Annotated in this window: 16 protein-coding genes, 2 tRNA genes, 1 rRNA gene, 1 pseudogene and 1 riboswitch; of the genes and pseudogenes, 19 read left to right on the plus strand and 1 reads right to left on the minus strand. The window is 48.8% G+C overall.

Annotated features, from left to right (window positions below):
- From DWX76_RS02390 to DWX76_RS02480, 18 genes and pseudogenes are all read left to right on the plus strand, one after another.
- Positions 1-160 (plus strand): 23S ribosomal RNA (locus tag DWX76_RS02390); the annotation flags it as partial.
- Positions 161-296: 136 nt separating this feature from the next.
- Positions 297-370: transfer RNA gene (locus DWX76_RS02395), tRNA-Pro, on the plus strand.
- 13 nt (positions 371-383) lie between these two features.
- A tRNA-Gly gene (locus DWX76_RS02400) sits at positions 384-456 on the plus strand.
- Positions 457-778: 322 nt separating this feature from the next.
- Positions 779-1,510, plus strand: a complete 732-nt coding sequence (gene rpsB, locus DWX76_RS02405) for a 30S ribosomal protein S2 (protein ID WP_022359217.1) — start codon at positions 779-781, stop codon at positions 1,508-1,510.
- A 124-nt stretch (positions 1,511-1,634) separates the two neighbouring features.
- Positions 1,635-2,566: pseudogene (gene tsf, locus DWX76_RS02410) on the plus strand (translation elongation factor Ts).
- 458 nt (positions 2,567-3,024) lie between these two features.
- A riboswitch (TPP riboswitch) is annotated at positions 3,025-3,131 on the plus strand.
- Between the two features lie 392 nt (positions 3,132-3,523).
- Positions 3,524-4,060: an energy coupling factor transporter S component ThiW gene (thiW, locus tag DWX76_RS02420; RefSeq protein WP_117796324.1), complete on the plus strand. Its 537-nt coding sequence runs from the start codon at positions 3,524-3,526 to the stop codon at positions 4,058-4,060.
- Positions 4,053-4,874 (plus strand): hydroxyethylthiazole kinase, encoded by an 822-nt coding sequence (thiM, locus tag DWX76_RS02425; protein WP_117796325.1) that lies wholly within the window; start codon positions 4,053-4,055, stop codon positions 4,872-4,874. Before thiW ends, thiM begins: the two co-directional genes overlap by 8 nt.
- A gap of 54 nt (positions 4,875-4,928) precedes the next feature.
- Positions 4,929-5,564, plus strand: a complete 636-nt coding sequence (thiE, locus tag DWX76_RS02430) for a thiamine phosphate synthase (protein ID WP_117796326.1) — start codon at positions 4,929-4,931, stop codon at positions 5,562-5,564.
- Positions 5,565-5,746: 182 nt separating this feature from the next.
- A complete protein-coding gene (thiD, locus tag DWX76_RS02435; protein ID WP_118570049.1) occupies positions 5,747-6,556 on the plus strand; it encodes a bifunctional hydroxymethylpyrimidine kinase/phosphomethylpyrimidine kinase in 810 nt (269 codons plus the stop codon).
- Positions 6,553-7,215 carry a thiaminase II gene (gene tenA, locus DWX76_RS02440; protein ID WP_107000374.1) on the plus strand — a complete coding sequence of 221 codons (663 nt, stop codon included), beginning with the start codon at positions 6,553-6,555 and terminating at the stop codon, positions 7,213-7,215. The genes thiD and tenA overlap by 4 nt, the downstream gene beginning before the upstream one ends.
- 2 nt (positions 7,216-7,217) lie before the next feature.
- Complete coding sequence (locus DWX76_RS02445) at positions 7,218-7,970, plus strand: ABC transporter ATP-binding protein (protein ID WP_117796328.1); 753 nt, start codon at positions 7,218-7,220, stop codon at positions 7,968-7,970.
- 35 nt (positions 7,971-8,005) lie between these two features.
- A complete protein-coding gene (locus DWX76_RS02450) occupies positions 8,006-8,746 on the plus strand; it encodes an ABC transporter permease (RefSeq protein ID WP_117796467.1) in 741 nt (246 codons plus the stop codon).
- A gap of 236 nt (positions 8,747-8,982) precedes the next feature.
- On the plus strand, positions 8,983-10,050 hold the full coding sequence (locus DWX76_RS02455) for an ABC transporter substrate-binding protein (RefSeq protein WP_243022433.1): 1,068 nt from the start codon (positions 8,983-8,985) through the stop codon (positions 10,048-10,050).
- Between the two features lie 257 nt (positions 10,051-10,307).
- A complete protein-coding gene (gene trpS, locus DWX76_RS02460) occupies positions 10,308-11,381 on the plus strand; it encodes a tryptophan--tRNA ligase (protein ID WP_118570050.1) in 1,074 nt (357 codons plus the stop codon).
- A gap of 249 nt (positions 11,382-11,630) precedes the next feature.
- Positions 11,631-12,950: a sodium-dependent transporter gene (locus DWX76_RS02465; RefSeq protein ID WP_117796330.1), complete on the plus strand. Its 1,320-nt coding sequence runs from the start codon at positions 11,631-11,633 to the stop codon at positions 12,948-12,950.
- Between the two features lie 355 nt (positions 12,951-13,305).
- Positions 13,306-13,962 (plus strand): DUF6465 family protein, encoded by a 657-nt coding sequence (locus tag DWX76_RS02470; RefSeq protein WP_117796331.1) that lies wholly within the window; start codon positions 13,306-13,308, stop codon positions 13,960-13,962.
- Positions 13,963-14,500: 538 nt separating this feature from the next.
- Positions 14,501-14,728 (plus strand): hypothetical protein, encoded by a 228-nt coding sequence (locus DWX76_RS02475; RefSeq protein WP_118482355.1) that lies wholly within the window; start codon positions 14,501-14,503, stop codon positions 14,726-14,728.
- 189 nt (positions 14,729-14,917) lie between these two features.
- On the plus strand, positions 14,918-16,309 hold the full coding sequence (locus DWX76_RS02480; protein WP_182429712.1) for an RsmF rRNA methyltransferase first C-terminal domain-containing protein: 1,392 nt from the start codon (positions 14,918-14,920) through the stop codon (positions 16,307-16,309).
- On the opposite strand, the gene DWX76_RS02485 is transcribed toward DWX76_RS02480, so the two are convergent.
- Complete coding sequence (locus DWX76_RS02485) at positions 16,306-17,193, minus strand: RluA family pseudouridine synthase (protein WP_118570051.1); 888 nt, start codon at positions 17,191-17,193, stop codon at positions 16,306-16,308. The two genes, DWX76_RS02480 and DWX76_RS02485, sit on opposite strands and share 4 nt — an antisense overlap.
- 212 nt (positions 17,194-17,405) lie before the next feature.
- Between DWX76_RS02485 and purE the strand changes: the two genes are divergently transcribed.
- Positions 17,406-17,918 (plus strand): 5-(carboxyamino)imidazole ribonucleotide mutase, encoded by a 513-nt coding sequence (gene purE, locus DWX76_RS02490; protein WP_107000367.1) that lies wholly within the window; start codon positions 17,406-17,408, stop codon positions 17,916-17,918.
- Positions 17,919-17,937 lie beyond the last annotated feature (19 nt).

Genomic DNA, 17,937 nt, shown 5'->3' on the forward strand with positions numbered 1-17,937 from the left:
ATAAACGCTGAAGGCATCTAAGCGTGAAGCCCCCCTCAAGATGAGATATCCCATACGCAAGTAGTAAGACCCCTTGAAGACGACGAGGTAGATAGGGCAGAGGTGGAAGTGCAGTAATGCATGAAGCTGACTGTTACTAATCGGTCGAGGGCTTAACCAAAAGGATATGGTTAAGGATTGGATAGGAAAGAGGAAGTTATTTCCTTAAGGATGGAAAGATAGAAGTAGAAGAAATTCAGTGTGCAGTTTTGAAGGTATATAAATCTTCAAACACAATAGAGTAATAACGTGGATGACGGGGTGTGGCTCAGCTTGGCTAGAGCGCTGGTTTGGGACCAGGAGGTCGCAGGTTCGAATCCTGTCACCCCGATTCTTACAAGTATGCGCGAGTGGCTCAGTTGGTGGAGCGCGACCTTGCCAAGGTCGAGGCCGCGGGTTCGAGTCCCGTCTCGCGCTCTTTTTTATTTCTAGGATTTATGCGGGTTCCGAGGTTTTCGGAGCCCGCTTTTAATTTACATAGAATTGCTAAAAGTTTTTACTGAAGGCTTTGTATTATCATTCCGTATATGCTTGCTGGAAGAAATTCAAGAAACGAAGAAAAATGAAGGAAAATGCGTGATTTTTTTAATTTCCACTTGCATGTATACCTTGCCTGTGATATAGTATAAAGGCTGAAAATTCACGCCGGTCGGATTTGCGCAGGACGGTGCTCATTATGAGTCCCCGCGGAAAGCATGAGAAGACGGCGGAAGAAAAACCAAAATTGGAGGAAAGAAACATGAGCGTTATTTCAATGAAGCAGTTACTCGAAGCAGGTGTACATTTTGGACACCAGACCAGAAGATGGAACCCGAAAATGGCTCCGTACATCTACACCGAGAGAAATGGTATCCACATCATCGACCTTCAGAAATCTGTAGGTAAAGTAGATGAGGCTTACAAGGCAGTATCCGATATCGCAGCAGACGGCGGCACAATCCTGTTCGTTGGTACAAAGAAGCAGGCTCAGGACGCTATCAAGACCGAGGCTGAGAGATGTGGTATGTTCTATGTAAACGAGAGATGGTTAGGCGGTATGCTGACAAACTTCAAGACCATCCAGAGCCGTATCGCTAGATTAAAACAGATCGAGGCTATGTCTGAGGACGGAACTTTCGACGTTCTGCCGAAGAAAGAAGTTATCGAGCTGAAAAAAGAGTGGGAGAAGCTGGAGAAGAACCTGGGCGGTATCAAAGATATGAAGAAGATCCCGGATGCTATCTTCGTAGTAGATCCGAAGAAGGAAAGAATCTGCGTACAGGAGGCTCATACTCTGGGTATTCCGCTGATCGGTATCATCGATACCAACTGTGATCCGGAAGAGCTGGATTATGTAATCCCGGGTAACGATGATGCTATCCGTGCCGTAAAACTGATCGTTTCCAGAATGGCAGACGCTGTTATCGAAGCTAAGCAGGGCGAGGCTGAGGCAGCTGCAGCAGAGGGCGAAGCAGAGGCTACAGAGGCTTAATTAACCCCAAAATTAAAAACTGAAACCAAAAGACCAGGAGCACGCCGCGGTTTTCCGCATAAAAGCGTGCTCCGCGCGGGTATACGAACGTGTACCTGAATTTATATACACGGAGGGATTTAAGATGGCAGTTACAGCCGCAATGGTAAAAGAGTTACGTGAAATGACAGGCGCTGGTATGATGGACTGTAAGAAAGCTCTTGCAGCTACAGATGGCGACATGGACAAAGCTGTTGAGTTCCTGAGAGAAAAAGGACTTGCAGGCGCTACTAAGAAAGCTGGCCGTATTGCAGCAGAGGGTATCGTTATGACTAAGGTTACCGCTGATGAAAAGAAGGCAGTTGTAGTAGAAGTAAACGCAGAGACAGACTTCGTAGCTAAGAACGAGAAGTTCCAGAACTATGTATCTGATGTTGCTGAGCAGGCGCTGAACACAAGCGCAGCAGATATTGACGCATTCTTGGCTGAAAAATGGGCAAAGGATCCGTCCCTGACAGTTGCAGAGGCTCTGTCTTCCCAGATCTCCATCATCGGCGAGAACATGAAGATCCGTCGTTTTGCTCAGTTAGCTGAGGAGAACGGTTTCGTTGCTTCCTACATCCATGCAGGCGGCAAGATCGGCGTTCTGGTAGACGTTGAGACTGACGTTGTAAACGATGCAATCAAAGAGATGGCTAAGAACGTAGCTATGCAGCTGCAGCTCTGAAACCGCTGTACACCAACGACAGCGAAGTAGATGCAGATTACATCGCAAAAGAGAAAGAGATCCTGACTGTAGCAGCTAAGAACGAGAAGCCGGACGCAAACGACAAGATCATCAGCGGCATGGTTATGGGTCGTATCAAGAAAGAGCTCAAAGAGATCTGCCTTCTGGATCAGGTATATGTTAAGGCTGAGGATGGCAAGCAGAGCGTAGCTCAGTATGTAGCTCAGGTTGCTAAAGAGAATGGTGCGAAGATCACTGTTAAGAAGTTCGTTCGTTTTGAGACTGGTGAAGGTATCGAAAAGAAGGAAGAGAACTTTGCAGAGGAAGTTGCAAAGCAGATGGCACAGTAAGCGAACTACTTGTTGTAACTTCATATAACTTATTAGAAAGTGCTGAACCCCAGTATTTATGTAGGGTTTCAGCACTTTTTTATGTACTGTTTTTTGATACTTTTTTTATATAACTTGTTGCAATTTATTATATCTTCTTATGCGAATTGTGTAAAAAAGTGTGTAGTGAGTTGTGTAGAGGTTTTGGGGGATTTGTGTAATAACACGAATGGAACGCCTCAGCTGATTGCAGACGCGCCTTTGCAGTCTGCTCAGCATTACATTTACCGGTCTCAGGATCCCATTAGCGATTCTTTTGGGTGGCATTATGGGACTCACCGGAATCTGGCGGGCGCTTACGCTGACCTTGATCGTGAAAGGATAGGGGATAAAAGTGCACCAGAAAGTCGCACTTGAAAATTTCGCCAGATGCGCTATAATAAATCTGGCGATGGTTCAGCATGGAAACATTGCAAATTTGATAAAAACAGGGGAGCTCGTTAGCGGGCTGAGAGGAAGTAATCGAACTTCGACCCTTTAACCTGATGCGGATAATGCCGTCGTAGGAAGTCATGAGATGAATTTTTACAGGAGATATCCGCAGGGGTATCTCCTGTTTTTTCATATAACAGGAAATTCCGTTGAAATTTCCTGTTATATAAAAGTCTTACCGGGCGGGATCGCACTGCGGCAGAAGGGAATCATGTCGCAAGTGACCGCGCTCGGCGCGGGAATGTGCCAGGGCACATTCTTTTAAAATTAAATTCTTTGAAAGGGGGAACGTATTCCGCATGTGTGCGGCGAGCTGAGGGGGAGCGCCCTGGGCTTTGTAGGCAGCGATGGGAAGCCGTGTTCCGGCGTGAGAGGATACCAGAGAGTATCGACCGAATTTCATGCAGAAAACGTAAATTATTCGTAACTGTTCAAGAATATCAAAGAAACAGAACAGTTGCAAATTTTCAAAGAAGGAGAAGAAAAATGAATAAGACAAACACGAAAAAACTGGCGATTGCGGCTGTATTCTGTGCCGTTGCCGTCGTAGGAAGTTTATTTTCCGTTCCGGTGTTCGGAAGCAAGTGTTCCCCGGTACAGCATATGGTAAATATCCTGTGTGCCGTTCTTCTGGGACCGGGCTATGGACTGGGAGCGGCCTTTGCAGCGGCGCTGATCCGAAATCTGTTAGGACTTGGAAGCCTGATGGCATTTCCGGGCAGTATGTTTGGCGCCCTGATCTGCGGACTGGTTTACAAGAAAACGCAGAGTGTGTTCGCAACTTTGATCGGTGAGGTGCTTGGAACGTCCATTCTGGGCGGGTTTGCGGCATATCCGGTGGCGGTTTTCCTGATGGGAAAGAGCGCGGCGGGACTGGCTGTCTATGCCTATGTGGTTCCGTTTTTGATCTCGACCGCGGGAGGAGCGATCATAAGCGCGGTTCTGATTTTAAGTTTAAAGAAAGCCAATATTTTAGCAGGAATGCAGGAAGCACTGAGAGAGGAGAAGCCAGCACATGTTTAAAGAAATATTTGATAATGTAAGAGAAAAATGTCCGTTAATCCACAACATTACGAACTACGTGACTGTCAATGACTGTGCCAACGTGGTACTCGCATGCGGCGCGTCCCCGATCATGGCGGATGATAAGGACGAAGTTTCGGATATCCAGACCATCTGCGGCGGACTGAATATCAATATCGGCACATTAAACAGCCGGACCATCGAATCCATGCTGCTTGCCGGAAAGCGGGCAAATGAGCTGGGTCATCCGGTAGTTTTAGACCCGGTAGGCGCCGGTGCGTCGAAACTCAGAACAGAGACCGCCAATCAGCTTTTAAAGGAAGTCAGGTTTACCGTGATCCGCGGGAACATTTCGGAGATCAAGACACTGGCACTTGGAAATGGGACGACGAAGGGCGTGGATGCCGATCTGGCAGACCGGGTGACGAAGGAAAATCTGGACGAGGCGGCAGCTTTTGCGAAGGCATTTGCCGGAAAGATGAATGCGGTCGTTGCGATCACCGGTGCGATCGACATTGTGGCGGATGCGGAGAAGGCATACTGCATTTACAACGGTCGTCCGGAGATGTCTTCCATCACAGGAACCGGCTGTCAGCTCTCGGCTCTGACGGCGGCCTTTGTGACAGCCAACCAGGAACAGCCGCTTGAGGCAGCTGCTGCGGCAGTCTGCGCGATGGGACTGGCCGGGGAGACGGCATACGCCCGTTTAAGTGAACTGGACGGCAATGCAACCTACCGGAATTATATCATTGATGCTATTTATCGCATGAACGGAGAAGCGCTGGAGGCCGGAGCAAAATTTGAAGTAAGATAATAGAACTTTAGTGTCTGTTTTTATAAGAACAGCCGAGAGAAGGAGGAAATGCAGATGAACTGCAGACCGGAAGATATGCTGCTTTACGCGGTGACAGACCGCGCATGGCTGAAGGGGGAAACTCTGGAGAGTCAGGTTGAGAAAGCTTTGAAGGGCGGGGCGACGTTTGTCCAGCTGAGAGAAAAGGAGCTTGACGAGGCGGAGTTTCTGGAGGAGGCAAAGAAGCTTAAAATACTTTGCAGAAAGTATCAGGTTCCGTTTGTGATCAATGACAACGTGAAGATTGCCCTGGCGGTGGATGCGGACGGCGTCCATGTGGGACAGAGCGATATGGAAGCGGGAAAGGTCCGGGAAAAGCTGGGACCAGATAAGATCATCGGCGTTTCCTGCAAAAATGTAGAACAGGCGCTTCTTGCGAAAAAGCATGGGGCGGATTATCTGGGAGTCGGAGCCATCTATCCGACGGGAACCAAAAAGGACGCCGATGCCGTGACGCCGGGGATGCTTGCCAAGATCTGTCAGGCAGTCGATATTCCGGTTGTTGCGATCGGCGGACTGAATAAAGAACATCTGGAACTGTTAAAAGGAACAGGTGTGGATGGCATTGCAGTGGTCAGCGCCTTGTTTGCGGCCGATGATATTGAAAAGGCAGCAGAGGAACTGAAGGAAGCTGTAAAAAAGGTTCTGTAAAGATGAAAACGTTGTCATTTTGTCAAAAAAATGGCATGAAAAAGTTTATGAGAAAAAGCTTGTGAAAAAAGCTTCATTAAAAAATGGTAAGAAACTTTGCAAAAAGTTTTTTATGGCGGCACATTGGGGGCACCACCTTGTGTCGCCTTATAAAAGTTATTGATGCCTGAAAGGAGTTAATTATGAAGACAGCATTAACAATCGCTGGAAGTGATTGCAGCGGAGGCGCCGGTATCCAGGCCGATTTAAAGACGATGATCGCCAATGGAGTATATGGAATGAGTGCGATCACGGCGCTGACGGCCCAGAACACAACCGGCGTCCAGGGGATTTTTGAGGTAACCCCGGAATTTCTGGAACAGCAGATTGACAGCGTATTTACGGATATTCGTCCGGATGCGGTAAAGATCGGTATGGTTTCTTCAACCGGACTGATCAAGTCGATTGCGAAGAAGCTTTGTGAGTACCAGGCAGAAAACATTGTTGTGGACCCGGTTATGGTGGCGACGAGCGGAGCAAAGTTAATCAGCGACGACGCCATCGACACCTTGAAAGAATCGCTTTTTCCATTAGCGGCGGTTCTGACACCGAACATTCCGGAGGCGGAGGTCTTATCAGGAATGGAAATTAAGTCTGCCGACGATATGATTACGGCAGCAAAATGGATCAGTGAAACGTACCATTGTGCGGTTCTCTGCAAGGGCGGACATCAGTTAAATGATGCCAACGATCTTTTATACCGGGACGGCGGATACCGTTGGTTTAACGGAAAACGCATCCACAATTCCAACACCCATGGGACGGGCTGTACCCTGTCCAGCGCGATTTCATCCAATCTGGCGAAGGGCTATGATCTCGACACCGCGGTGGAACGTGCCAAGGCATATATTTCCGGCGCACTGGGAGCGATGCTGGATCTCGGCAAAGGATCCGGTCCGATGGATCATGGATTTGATTTCCGGGGAAAAGGATTTGCGGAGGAACGCGTATGACAATGACAGAGAGGCTTTTGGAAGCCACAAAGGAGATCTGGGCTGGTTACAATGAAAAACCGTTCGTAAAAGGCATTGCGGACGGCAGTCTGGATCATGATAAATTCAAATATTATATGATACAGGATTATCTGTATCTGATTGATTACACAAAGGTGTTTTCCATCGGGGCGGCAAAATCAACGGATCTCGCATTTATGCGCCTGTTTGCCGGATATACCCACTCGATTCTGGATGGGGAGATGGATATTCACCGTGCTTACATGGAACGTTTGGGGATAACCAGAGAAGAGGCGGAACAGACGCCGGTCGCTCTGGATAACCTTTCTTATACTTCTTATATGCTTCGCATCGCTTATGAGGGGGGCGCGCCGGAGGCGGCAGCAGCGATATTGTCCTGCGCCCTCAGTTATGAATGGATTGCGAAGAAAATCGCAGCAGACAGACCGGATGCCGACAAACATCCATTTTATGGGGAGTGGATCCGGGGATACGCTTCCGAGTCTTACCACAAGGAAAATGAAGTCCTTGTAGAGTGGATGAACCGTCTGGCAGAGGATCTGTCTGAGAAACAAAAGAAACATCTGGTGGATATTTTTGTGGCCTGCTCCCGCTATGAAGCGGCATTCTGGGATATGGCGTGGGAAATGAGGCGGTAAATATGCTTACATTTGACAACGTGCGTTTCCAATATGCGGTAGAGGATTTTTCGATCATTGACCATCTGTCGTTTGAAGTCCAGGATGGGGAGTTTGTGTCCATCATCGGCGCTTCCGGCTGTGGAAAAAGTACGATCTTCCGGCTGGTAAATAAGCTTCTTACCCCGGCTTCCGGTGTGATCCGGGTGGATGGGGAATCGATCGAAACGAAGAAAAATTACTGCGGATATATGCCGCAGCAGGATCTGCTGTTTCCATGGCGCACCGTGCGGGAGAATCTGATGCTTCCGATGGAGATTCAGGGCGGATATTCGAAGGAACAGATGCAGAAAAAAGCGGATGATGCGCTTCGATCGGTTGGACTTGCAGACTGGGGAGATAAGACGCCGAAAGAGCTTTCCGGCGGTATGCGCCAGAGAGCCGCCTTTGCGAGAACGGTTCTGACGGGTTCAGACCTTCTGCTTTTGGATGAGCCGTTTTCAGCCCTGGATTATCTGACAAGACTGTCTATGCGGGAGTGGCTTCTGGAACAGTGGGAGAAGGAGAAAAAGACGGTTGTTTTCATCACGCATGATGTGGAAGAAGCGGTGTTTCTGTCCAGCCGGATTCTCGTGGTGGAACAGTCACCGATCACACATCTGCGCTCCATCGAGGTCCCGGCGGGATATCCGCGATCCCGGGAAGAGCTTCGCAGACCGGAGATTCTGTCCTTAAAGGAAGAACTGATCGGAATGCTTAAGAAGGAGAAGGCGTGATGGAACAGAAAAAAACAAATAAAATGGGAAGCCGGATGAATGCGAATCTTCCAGCCCTGATTCTGGTGGCGGTGCTTCTGTTTACATGGCAGGCAGCGGCTATGGGGATTGATGCAGCCTATATTCTCCCGTCTCCGGTTCAGGTGGTTGTACGGCTGTGGGAACTTCGGGGTCCATTATTTACGGCACATCTGCCGGCGACGATGTCGGTAGTTGCGATTGGACTTTTGATCTCGATCGTGCTGGGCGTGGGACTGGCTGTGCTGATGGATGCCAGTGAGACGGCAAGAAAGGCGCTGTATCCGCTGATCATCGCCTCGCAGACGATCCCGACGACGGCGCTGGCACCGCTGTTTGTCCTCTGGTTTGGCTACACGATCTGGAGCAAGGTGCTGGTAACGGTGCTGATTACGTTTTTCCCGATCACGATCACGGTATTTGACGGGTTCCGGTCGGTGAAGACGGAAATGGAAGAACTTTTGTTTACATTTGGCGCGGATAAGCGTCAGATCTTTTTGAAATTAAAGATTCCGGCGACGCTTCCGTACTTTTTTTCAGCGATCAAGATGGCGGTACCGCTGTCGATCATCGGAGCGGCGATTGGAGAATGGCTGGGTGCTCAGAGCGGACTCGGATATTTCAGCCGGAGAATGATGACCCAGTTAGATGGAGCCGGTGTATTTGCACCGATTCTGCTCCTATCGGTAGTGGCGATGGCGGCAACGTGGGTTGTCTCGCTGCTTGAAAAGCGGATGATTTTCTGGAGGAATGAGTAGGAAATTGTGATATAGGATGAAATTTTGAAGTATGTGTGCGGATATTGAAAAGTCTGTATTTTTGAAATGTGTGCTGCAGACCGAAAAAAGTGTATTCACAAAAAAGCTACTCGTGAAGAAGTGCAGATCTTTGAGATTGGTATGTGAATCCAGCAAGTCATATGCCAAAAGAACTGGAAAACAGGTAAGTGATAGGGAAATATAAACGGAAATTTGTAAAAATGAAAGGATATGAGATGAAAAAACGAATGAAAATGGCTGCCGCAGTGATGGCAGCAGTGATGGGAATGATGACACTTGGCGGATGTGGAACGGCCAGCGAAAAGAGTGAGACAGCTGTTCAGGCAGAGGGCACGGATGCGAAACAGACCTCGGAAGATGGAAAAAGTCAGGATCTTAAGGAGATCAATGTGGTTCTTGACTGGTATCCGAATGCGATCCATACCTTTATTTATACGGCGATCGAGCGCGGTTATTATGCGGAAGAAGGACTGGATGTGAAAGTGCGTTTTCCGGCCAATGCGAACGATGCGTTATCACTGGTAGCGGCTGGAAAGGCGGAGATCGGCATGTACTATCAGCAGGATGTGATCCAGGCGGTTGCCAATCAGGGAACGAAGATCAAATCCATCGGTGCGATCGTGCAGTCCCCGTTAAGTGTCGTTCTTTCTTTAAAGGATAAGAATATCACAGGACCGGAAAATCTGGTTGGAAAAACCGTTGGTTACGGCGGAACAGCACTCAGCGAGGCGGTTGTCAAGAGCATGATGGAATATGTGGGAGCGGATGCATCGGATGTAAACCTGATCGATGTCGGATTTGAACTGATGAGTTCTATGACGACCGGCAATGTGGATGCGACGATCGGATGCCTTGTTAACCATGAGGTTCCGCAGATGGAGGAAGAGGGCTTTGATGTCAACTACTTCATGGCAGCTGGATATGGAATCCCGAATTATTATGAGGAAGTATTCCTTGCCAACAACGAAATGATCCAGCAGGAGCCGGAAGTTCTGGAAGGATTCTTACGCGCATCGAAGAAGGGCTTTGAAGACTTTAAGAACGATCCGAATGGCTGCCTGGCAATCCTGATGAATAATCAGAATGAGGAAAACTTCCCTCTGACCCAGAGCGTGGAGGAGAAGTCCTGTGAGACACTTCTGCCGCTCATGGAGAGCGATGAGGTTCCGTTTTTGACCCAGACCGAAGAGTGCTGGCAGGAAAACATCGACTGGATGAGCGAGAGCGGGCTGATCGATAAGAAAGTGGATGTTTCGGATGTGATGGTAAACCTGCAGGAGTAAGAGCCAGAAGTAGTCAGAGACTGGCTGTTTGCGCAGAGCAAGTAAATTTCCGGAACTGGAAATTCTGGTGTTTAACATATATATGCAAGACAAGAATGGTAACAGAGTTACAGAGTTACTGGGGAAGATGGAGTCTCAGAATGTTGACAGTCTGCCAGCCAGGATATATAATATTTTCGTAACTGTTCAGTACCTTAACAGTCACGCGCAAAAATCCATTAAAGAAAAAACACCAGAATGGAAGGGGAAACAAATAGATGAAGAAAATTATTTTAACCGGCGATCGTCCTACAGGACGCTTACATGTCGGACATTATGTTGGCTCTCTGAGCGAGAGAGTGAGACTTCAGAACTCCGGCAAGTTCGATGAGATTTATATTATGATTGCCGATGCGCAGGCACTGACGGACAATGCCGATCACCCGGAAAAGGTGCGTAAAAATATTCTGCAGGTTGCCCTGGACTATCTGGCTTGTGGAATTGACCCGGAGAAATCCACCATCTTTATCCAGTCGATGGTGCCGGAGCTGACAGAGCTTACTTTCTACTATATGAACCTGGTTACGGTATCCCGTGTACAGCGAAATCCTACCGTAAAAGCAGAGATTCAGATGCGTAATTTTGAGGCAAGCATTCCGGTTGGATTCTTTACTTATCCGATTAGCCAGGCGGCGGATATCACTGCATTCCGCGCGACGACCGTTCCGGTTGGAGAGGATCAGATGCCGATGTTAGAGCAGTGCAAGGAGATCGTCCATAAATTCAACAGCGTGTACGGCGAGACCCTGACGGAACCGGAGATTCTGCTTCCGTCCAACAAGGCGTGTCTGCGTCTGCCGGGTATCGATGGAAAGGCAAAGATGAGCAAATCGCTTGGAAACTGCATCTACCTCTCTGATTCGGAAGCAGATGTGAAGAAGAAGATCATGTCCATGTTTACAGATCCCAATCACCTGCGTGTCGAGGATCCGGGTAAAGTCGAGGGCAATCCGGTCTTCATCTATCTGGATGCATTCTGCCGTCAGGAGTATTTTGCAGAGTTCCTGCCGGATTACCAGAACCTGGACGAGCTGAAAGCACATTACCAGAGAGGCGGTCTGGGCGATGTGAAGGTGAAGAAGTTCTTAAATAATGTTATGCAGGCTGAATTGTCTCCGCTCCGTGCAAGACGTCAGGAGTGGGAGAAGAGAATCCCGGATGTATTTGACATTCTGAAAGAGGGAAGCAAGGCAGCAGAGGCGAAGGCTGCGGAGACGCTTCGCGATGTGAAGGCTTCAATGCGGATCAATTACTTTGATGATGACAGTCTGATCGATACGATCGGGGACTAAGAGAAAAAGTGGAAATTCGGCGCGGCTTTCTGGAATGCCGGGAGTGTGCTGCCGGAAATGAATTGAATTAAGAAATAGAGAAAAGTCTGTCTTCTGGCATGGGAAAGGTGTCGGGGGACAGGCTTTTTTGCGTGATTCCCACTTAAAAACGGTTTACATAGTCCCTAAAATTCGATATAATAATCTGTATTGCGTTATAACGCAAGGCTATATCAAATATGAAATGAAAGAATACTAAGAGGGCTACACATGAGTAAAAACAAACAATGGGCGAGTAAGCTGGGCTTTATTATGGCGACGGCTGGGGCGGCGATTGGATTGGGAAATCTGTGGAAATTTCCATATCTGATGGGAAAGAACGGTGGATTTCCATTTCTGGTTGCGTATCTGTTTTTTATCGTCGTTCTCGGACTTCCGGTTATGATCACGGAAATGTCCCTGGGACGGAAGACGCGGCATGATCCGGTGCAGGCATATGCGGACATTCATCCGCACGCACGGATTGTCGGTATATTCGGCGTACTGGCGGCGTTTATTATTTTGAGTTATTACAGCGTCATCGGCGGCTGGATTTTAAAGTATATTGCCAGCTATGTGACGACGGCGGCAGCGCCGGATTTTAACGCCTTTATCGGCAGCAGCGAGCCGGTGATCTGGCATATTGTATTTATGGCAGCGACTATAGCTGTCTGCTATTTTGGCATCAATGGCATTGAGAAAGCGAGCAAATTGATGATGCCGATGCTTCTGGTTCTGTTATTTGTCATCATTTTCAGAAGCGTGACGCTTCCGGGAGCTTCGAAAGGACTGTTATTTATCTTCCAGCCGGATTTTTCGGCGTTCACGCTTTCTTCTGTCAGCGCGGCACTGGGACAGGTGTTTTATTCCCTGAGTCTCTGTATGGGTATCACGATCACCTACGGAAGCTATCTGAGTGGAAAGGAAAATATTCCAAAAAGCTGTATGATCGTCGGTGGTCTGGACACCGTGATTGCGGTTCTCGCGGGTATCGCGATCTTTCCGGCAGTATTTGCCTTCGGTCTGGAGCCGGGACAGGGACCGGGACTGATTTTCGGCACACTGCCGATGGTATTTGCGAATATTGCGGGGGGAACTTTCTTTGCAATCCTGTTTTTTGCGCTGGTTTTTTTCGCAGCCGTTACGAGTGCGATCGCACTTCTGGAAGTCTGTGCCTCTTTTGCGATTGATTCGCTGGGCTGGGAACGCAAGCATGCGGCGCTTGTGATTGGTACGGCGATCACGCTGCTTGGCATTCCGAGTGCGCTGTCCTTCGGCGTTCTGAGTGATGTCACAATCCTGAATCAGTCGGTCTTTGATTTCGCCGGACTGGTAACGGATAATATTCTGATGCCGCTCGGTGGACTCACGATGTGCTACTATGTAGGCTGGAAATGGAAACCGGAGTATCTGCTTGCGGAGATCGAGGCGGACGGTACGAAGTTCCGTCTGGGAAAACTCTGGGTGTTCTGCATCCGATTCCTGACGCCGATTATGGTGGGAATCGTCAGTGTAACTGGATTTTATAATTTGTACTTGGCGATTCGGTAGGAAGAGCGGTTTTGTTGACAAAAACAGGAAATTGCCGTATAATTTGTTAAAGTTCAGACAAGGTCATGGAAATAGGGATAGGATGTGCTTGACGGTGGATCAAGGGCGGAAAAAGACCATTTGTGTGATAATCTGAATGGACAGACAACTTGGGGAAACTTGAATATAAGACAATTAAATTATGGGGATACCGCAGAATGACAAGGATGTGATTAGGCGGTGTCCCTACTTCGACTGTCGGGAATGAATCGGATATGAGGCATTGCCGCAGGCGGAAAAGCTGCGCCGTGTGAGTGAGCACAGAATCACAAGCCGGAAGACGTTGCGGAGAAAGCAGAGAAGGAGGATGAGATATATGGTTCAGAGAAAGAAAACATTAGCCAAGACAGCGGCAAAGAAATCTGTTTCAACGGAAGAGAAAAAGGTTCCGTCTGTTGTGGAGAAAAAAGAGACAGCCGTAGCTGAAGTGGCGAAGAAAGAAACGGCAGTGGCAGCAGTCGCAAAGAAAGAGACAGCGGTAGCGGAAGTGGCAAAGAAGGAAACAGCTGTTGCAGCGGTGGAGAAAAAAGAGACGGCAGTAGCATCCGTTCCGAAAAAGGAAACTGCACTGGCACACGTAGAGAAGAAAGAGACAGCCGTAGCGCCGGTACAGAAGAAGGAGACCGCCCTCGCAGAGAAGAAAGAGATGGCAGCAGCCGCAGAGAAAAAGGAGACAGACGTGACCGTAAAGAAAACAACTGCAAAGAGAACCACAAAGACAACCACAAAGACAACCACTGCAGCAAAGAAGACAGCTGAGAAAAAGGAAGTAAAGACAGTTGCATACGTACAGTACGCAGGTGCTGAGATTTCTATCGAGAAGCTGGAGGCAGAAGCAAAGAAAGCATATGCAGCTCTGGGACATAAAGAGGACGAGATTGAGACTCTGACCCTGTATGTTAAACCGGAAGAGCGTGCCGTTTACTATGTGGTAAATGGAGAAGGTTCCAGCGAGTACAAGATTGTGTACTAAGGTGGGCGTTCGGTGAAGTTTCCGGCTCTGTATGACGGGAAGTTTACATACCATATCTGCTTAAAATGAGGGAGCAGGTATAAAAATCTAAGAATGGTAAAAAGCCAGTTTTTATATCTTTGGTGTATTAAGAGAGATATAGAACTGGCTTTTTTTGTTGATAGGGAGATGTTTAAAAAACGCTTTGCAAGAATTACAACAGGGAATGCGGATGATTCGATGCCAGGCGTAGTGAAGGAAAAAACAGCCAGAACAGTACGCCAGCGGTTAAGGTCAGGCAAATTTCCATGGCACTGTTGATGATTCCCGATAAAATCCAGCTGTCCAGACAGAAAACACAAGAAGTCCAGAGAAGCAGGAGGCAGAGGCGCCCACGGGCAGCAGGAGAATCCAAAGAGTGAGTCAATTTGCTGAAAAAGGCAGTATGGGAGTTTGTTTGGGAATAACGGGCAGGAGCTGGGGACGAAAGATAGAGCTGCAAGCTTAAATAAAACAGATTATAAAGAAATAACAGTGCAGCCGCCAGTGCCAGAAGCGTGTGAAGGATAGCACAGACTGGGAGGTGCTCCGGGGTATAGGGCAGCAGGGCAGCGGCAGTGAGGAGAAGCAGGCAGTATTTTGCCTGGCGGGGGCGGTACAGGGAGAGTTGGGAGTAGAAAAAGCCGCCGCAGAGCAGGCACCAGAGAAAAAATTCCCCGCGTCGGTGCAGTGCGATGCTGATACTGGAAAAATTGGAAGAAAACAGATTGCATCCGCGTGTGAGTGAGAAACTAAAAAATGGGAGGAGAACGAACGTAAATATCCATCGAATCATGAGGATAGTGTGGGAAAATGGGGCGGAAAAGATACTGGAAAGAAGAGGCAGAAATAGTTGACGGAATTGCTGTTTATGTAATAGTATTATTATTTAGGAAAGATGAATTATATGTTTGATTAAGAAGGATAATACAAAACCATGATAAATTTACCAGCAGCATTTACTGAACGAATGAAACAGATGCTCGGCAGGGAGTACGATGCGTTTATCGCCAGTTACGACAAGGAGCGCTCACAGGGACTGCGCGTGAACGGACTGAAAACGGATCCGGCGGAATTTGCTAAGACGGCTCCATTTTCTCTGAATCCGGTTGCGTGGGCGGCGGAGGGATTCGCTTATGGGGCGGAGGATCGTCCGGGGCGTCATCCGTACCACGATGCGGGCGTTTACTATATTCAGGAGCCGAGCGCGATGATTGCGGCTTCGCTTTTAAACCCGCAGCCGGGGGAAATGATTCTGGATCTCTGTGCGGCACCGGGCGGAAAATCGACGCAGGCGGCGGCGAGACTGAGCGGAGAAGGACTTCTGGTGAGCAATGAGATCCATCCGGCGCGTGCAAAGATTCTCTCGCAGAATATCGAGCGCATGGGAATCCGGAATGCGGTTGTGACAAATGAAGATTCCGGGCGGCTGACGAAGTATTTTCCGGCATTTTTTGATGGGATCATCGTGGATGCACCGTGTTCCGGCGAGGGAATGTTCCGCAAGGATGAGACGGCGGTCACGGAATGGAGCCCGGAGAATGTGCGTCGCTGTGCTGGGCGGCAGCAGGAGATTCTTGAAAATGCGGCGATGATGCTGAAACCGGGCGGACGGCTGGTGTACTCCACCTGTACTTTTGCGCCGGAGGAGGACGAGCAGGCGATCGGACGTTTCTTAGAGGCACATCCAGAGTTTGCGCTAGAGGAAACGCCGGACTATCCGGGACTTTCGCACGGCGTTCCAGCCTGGGGGGCGGGTGTGACGGATGGAATCGAGAAAACGGTCCGTATCTGGCCGCACCGGACCGAGGGAGAAGGCCATTATGCGGCACTTCTTCGAAAAACGGGCGAGCCGGAGAGCGTGAAGCGTAAATATCCGGCTTCGATGAAGGACAAGAAGCTTCTGGCAGTCTATGAGGATTTCTGCAAAGAGATATTTATTGAGCCGAAGAAATGGACAGCGGACAGTACGATGACGATGTTTGGCGATCAGCTTTACCGGACGCCGGAGGAGATGGTCGATTTTAAGGGGCTGCGGGTGCTTCGCCCGGGGCTTCAGATGGGAGAATTTAAGAAAAATCGTTTTGAGCCGTCCCACGCGCTGGCACTTGCCCTGCATCCATCGGAGGTAAAACAGAACGTGAACCTGTCTGCCGACGCGCCAGAGACGGCGGCATACCTGCGCGGCGAGACGATCCGGCTTTCTGCGGAAGATGCCGGAAAAGGCTGGTGCCTTGTGACCGTGGACGGATATTCTCTCGGATGGGGCAAGAAGAGCGGCGGGACGCTGAAAAACCATTATCCGAAGGGACTGCGGAAGCAGTATTAATAGAAGAAGGAAAAATCCTCCGGCATCGGAGCCGTAAACTCCATTGCTTCCCCAGTGATCGGATGCCGGAATGCCACCGTATAGGAGTGAAGCGCTTGCCGTCCGATGAAGCGGTAATCCGGGTTGTATAGAAAATCACCTAAAAGCGGGTGTCCGATAGCTTTCATGTGGACCCGGATCTGGTGGGTGCGCCCCGTTTCCAGACGCAGCAGGACGAGGGAGCAGTCGAGATCGTCCCGGTAATCGAGACACCGGTAATGGGTGACGGCGTGTTCCCCATGTTCCATATCGATGCAGCGCTCGATGGTAGAACCATCTTTTCGGGCGATCGGCAGGTCAATGGTGCCGTATTCTTCTGGTTTCCCGGAGACAATCGCGAGATATTCGCGGCGTATTTCTTTTTTCGCAGTCATGGCGGAGAGAAATGCGCCGCTTATTTTATGTTTAGCGATCAGCAGAAGACCGGTGGTGTCTCGGTCTAAGCGGTTCACGGCACGGAATACGAAATGTTCGCCGCGCGAGGCAAAACGGTACGCGAGGGCGTTTGCCAGCGTATTTTCATGGTGTCCCTGGGACGGGTGGACAGGCATTCCGGCGGCTTTGTTGAGTATTATGAGATCTTCGTCTTCATATACTATATCGATCGGAAGATTGACCGGAAGAATATCTGAGGAAACGGGTTCGTCCGGGAGAAAGAGTGTCAGGGTGTCTCCGATCTGAAGCGGTGTGTTCAGCCAGGATGGAGTCCCATTCAGGCAGATCTGCTCAGGGTTCTGTTTGAGTTCGATGAGGATGCGGCGGGAATATCCGGCATCGCGGAGGAAGGCGCCGATGGTGTCAGCTTTGTTTTTATTTGTAATGGTGTATGATAATGTCCGTTTCATTTAGGGAACCTCTTTGTAATCATTGTGATGCCAATAAGGATAACATAAAAGCAAGGAGGCTGCAATCTCATAGTATTTTTTGAAGGATTCTCGAAACCCTATTGACTTGCGATCAAAAACCTAGTATCATTACTAATAAGTAAGGCTGTTTTTATTCAAATTACTTATAAGTAGAACTAATAAATACAATGCAGAGAAAAGGAGAATGAACGATGGCAAAAGTAGGAATTGTAATGGGAAGCGATTCGGACATGCCGATCATGGCACAGGCAGCAGATTTTCTGGACAAGATGGGGATTGATTATGAAATGACAATCATTTCTGCACACCGTGAGCCAGACATCTTTTTTAACTATGCAAAATCCGCTGAGGAGAAAGGCTTTAAGGTTATCATTGCAGGTGCTGGTAAGGCAGCGCATCTGCCGGGTATGTGCGCGGCACTGTTTCCGATGCCGGTGATCGGTATTCCGATGAAAACCTCGGATTTAGGCGGAGTTGATTCTCTGTATTCGATCGTACAGATGCCGTCCGGTATTCCGGTTGCGACGGTAGCGATCAACGGCGGCAAGAATGCGGGTATTCTGGCAGCCAAGATTCTGGCAACTTCCGATCCGGAGCTTTTAGCAAAATTAAAAGCATACTCTGAGGAGATGAAGAACGAAGTGGCCGGTAAGGATGAAAAATTACAGAAACTGGGACATAAAGAGTATCTGGCACAGAAATAAATATTAAAAATATAAACAA

Source organism: Clostridium sp. AF21-20LB (genome assembly GCF_003478795.1).
Lineage (GTDB): Bacteria > Bacillota > Clostridia > Lachnospirales > Lachnospiraceae > Otoolea > Otoolea fessa.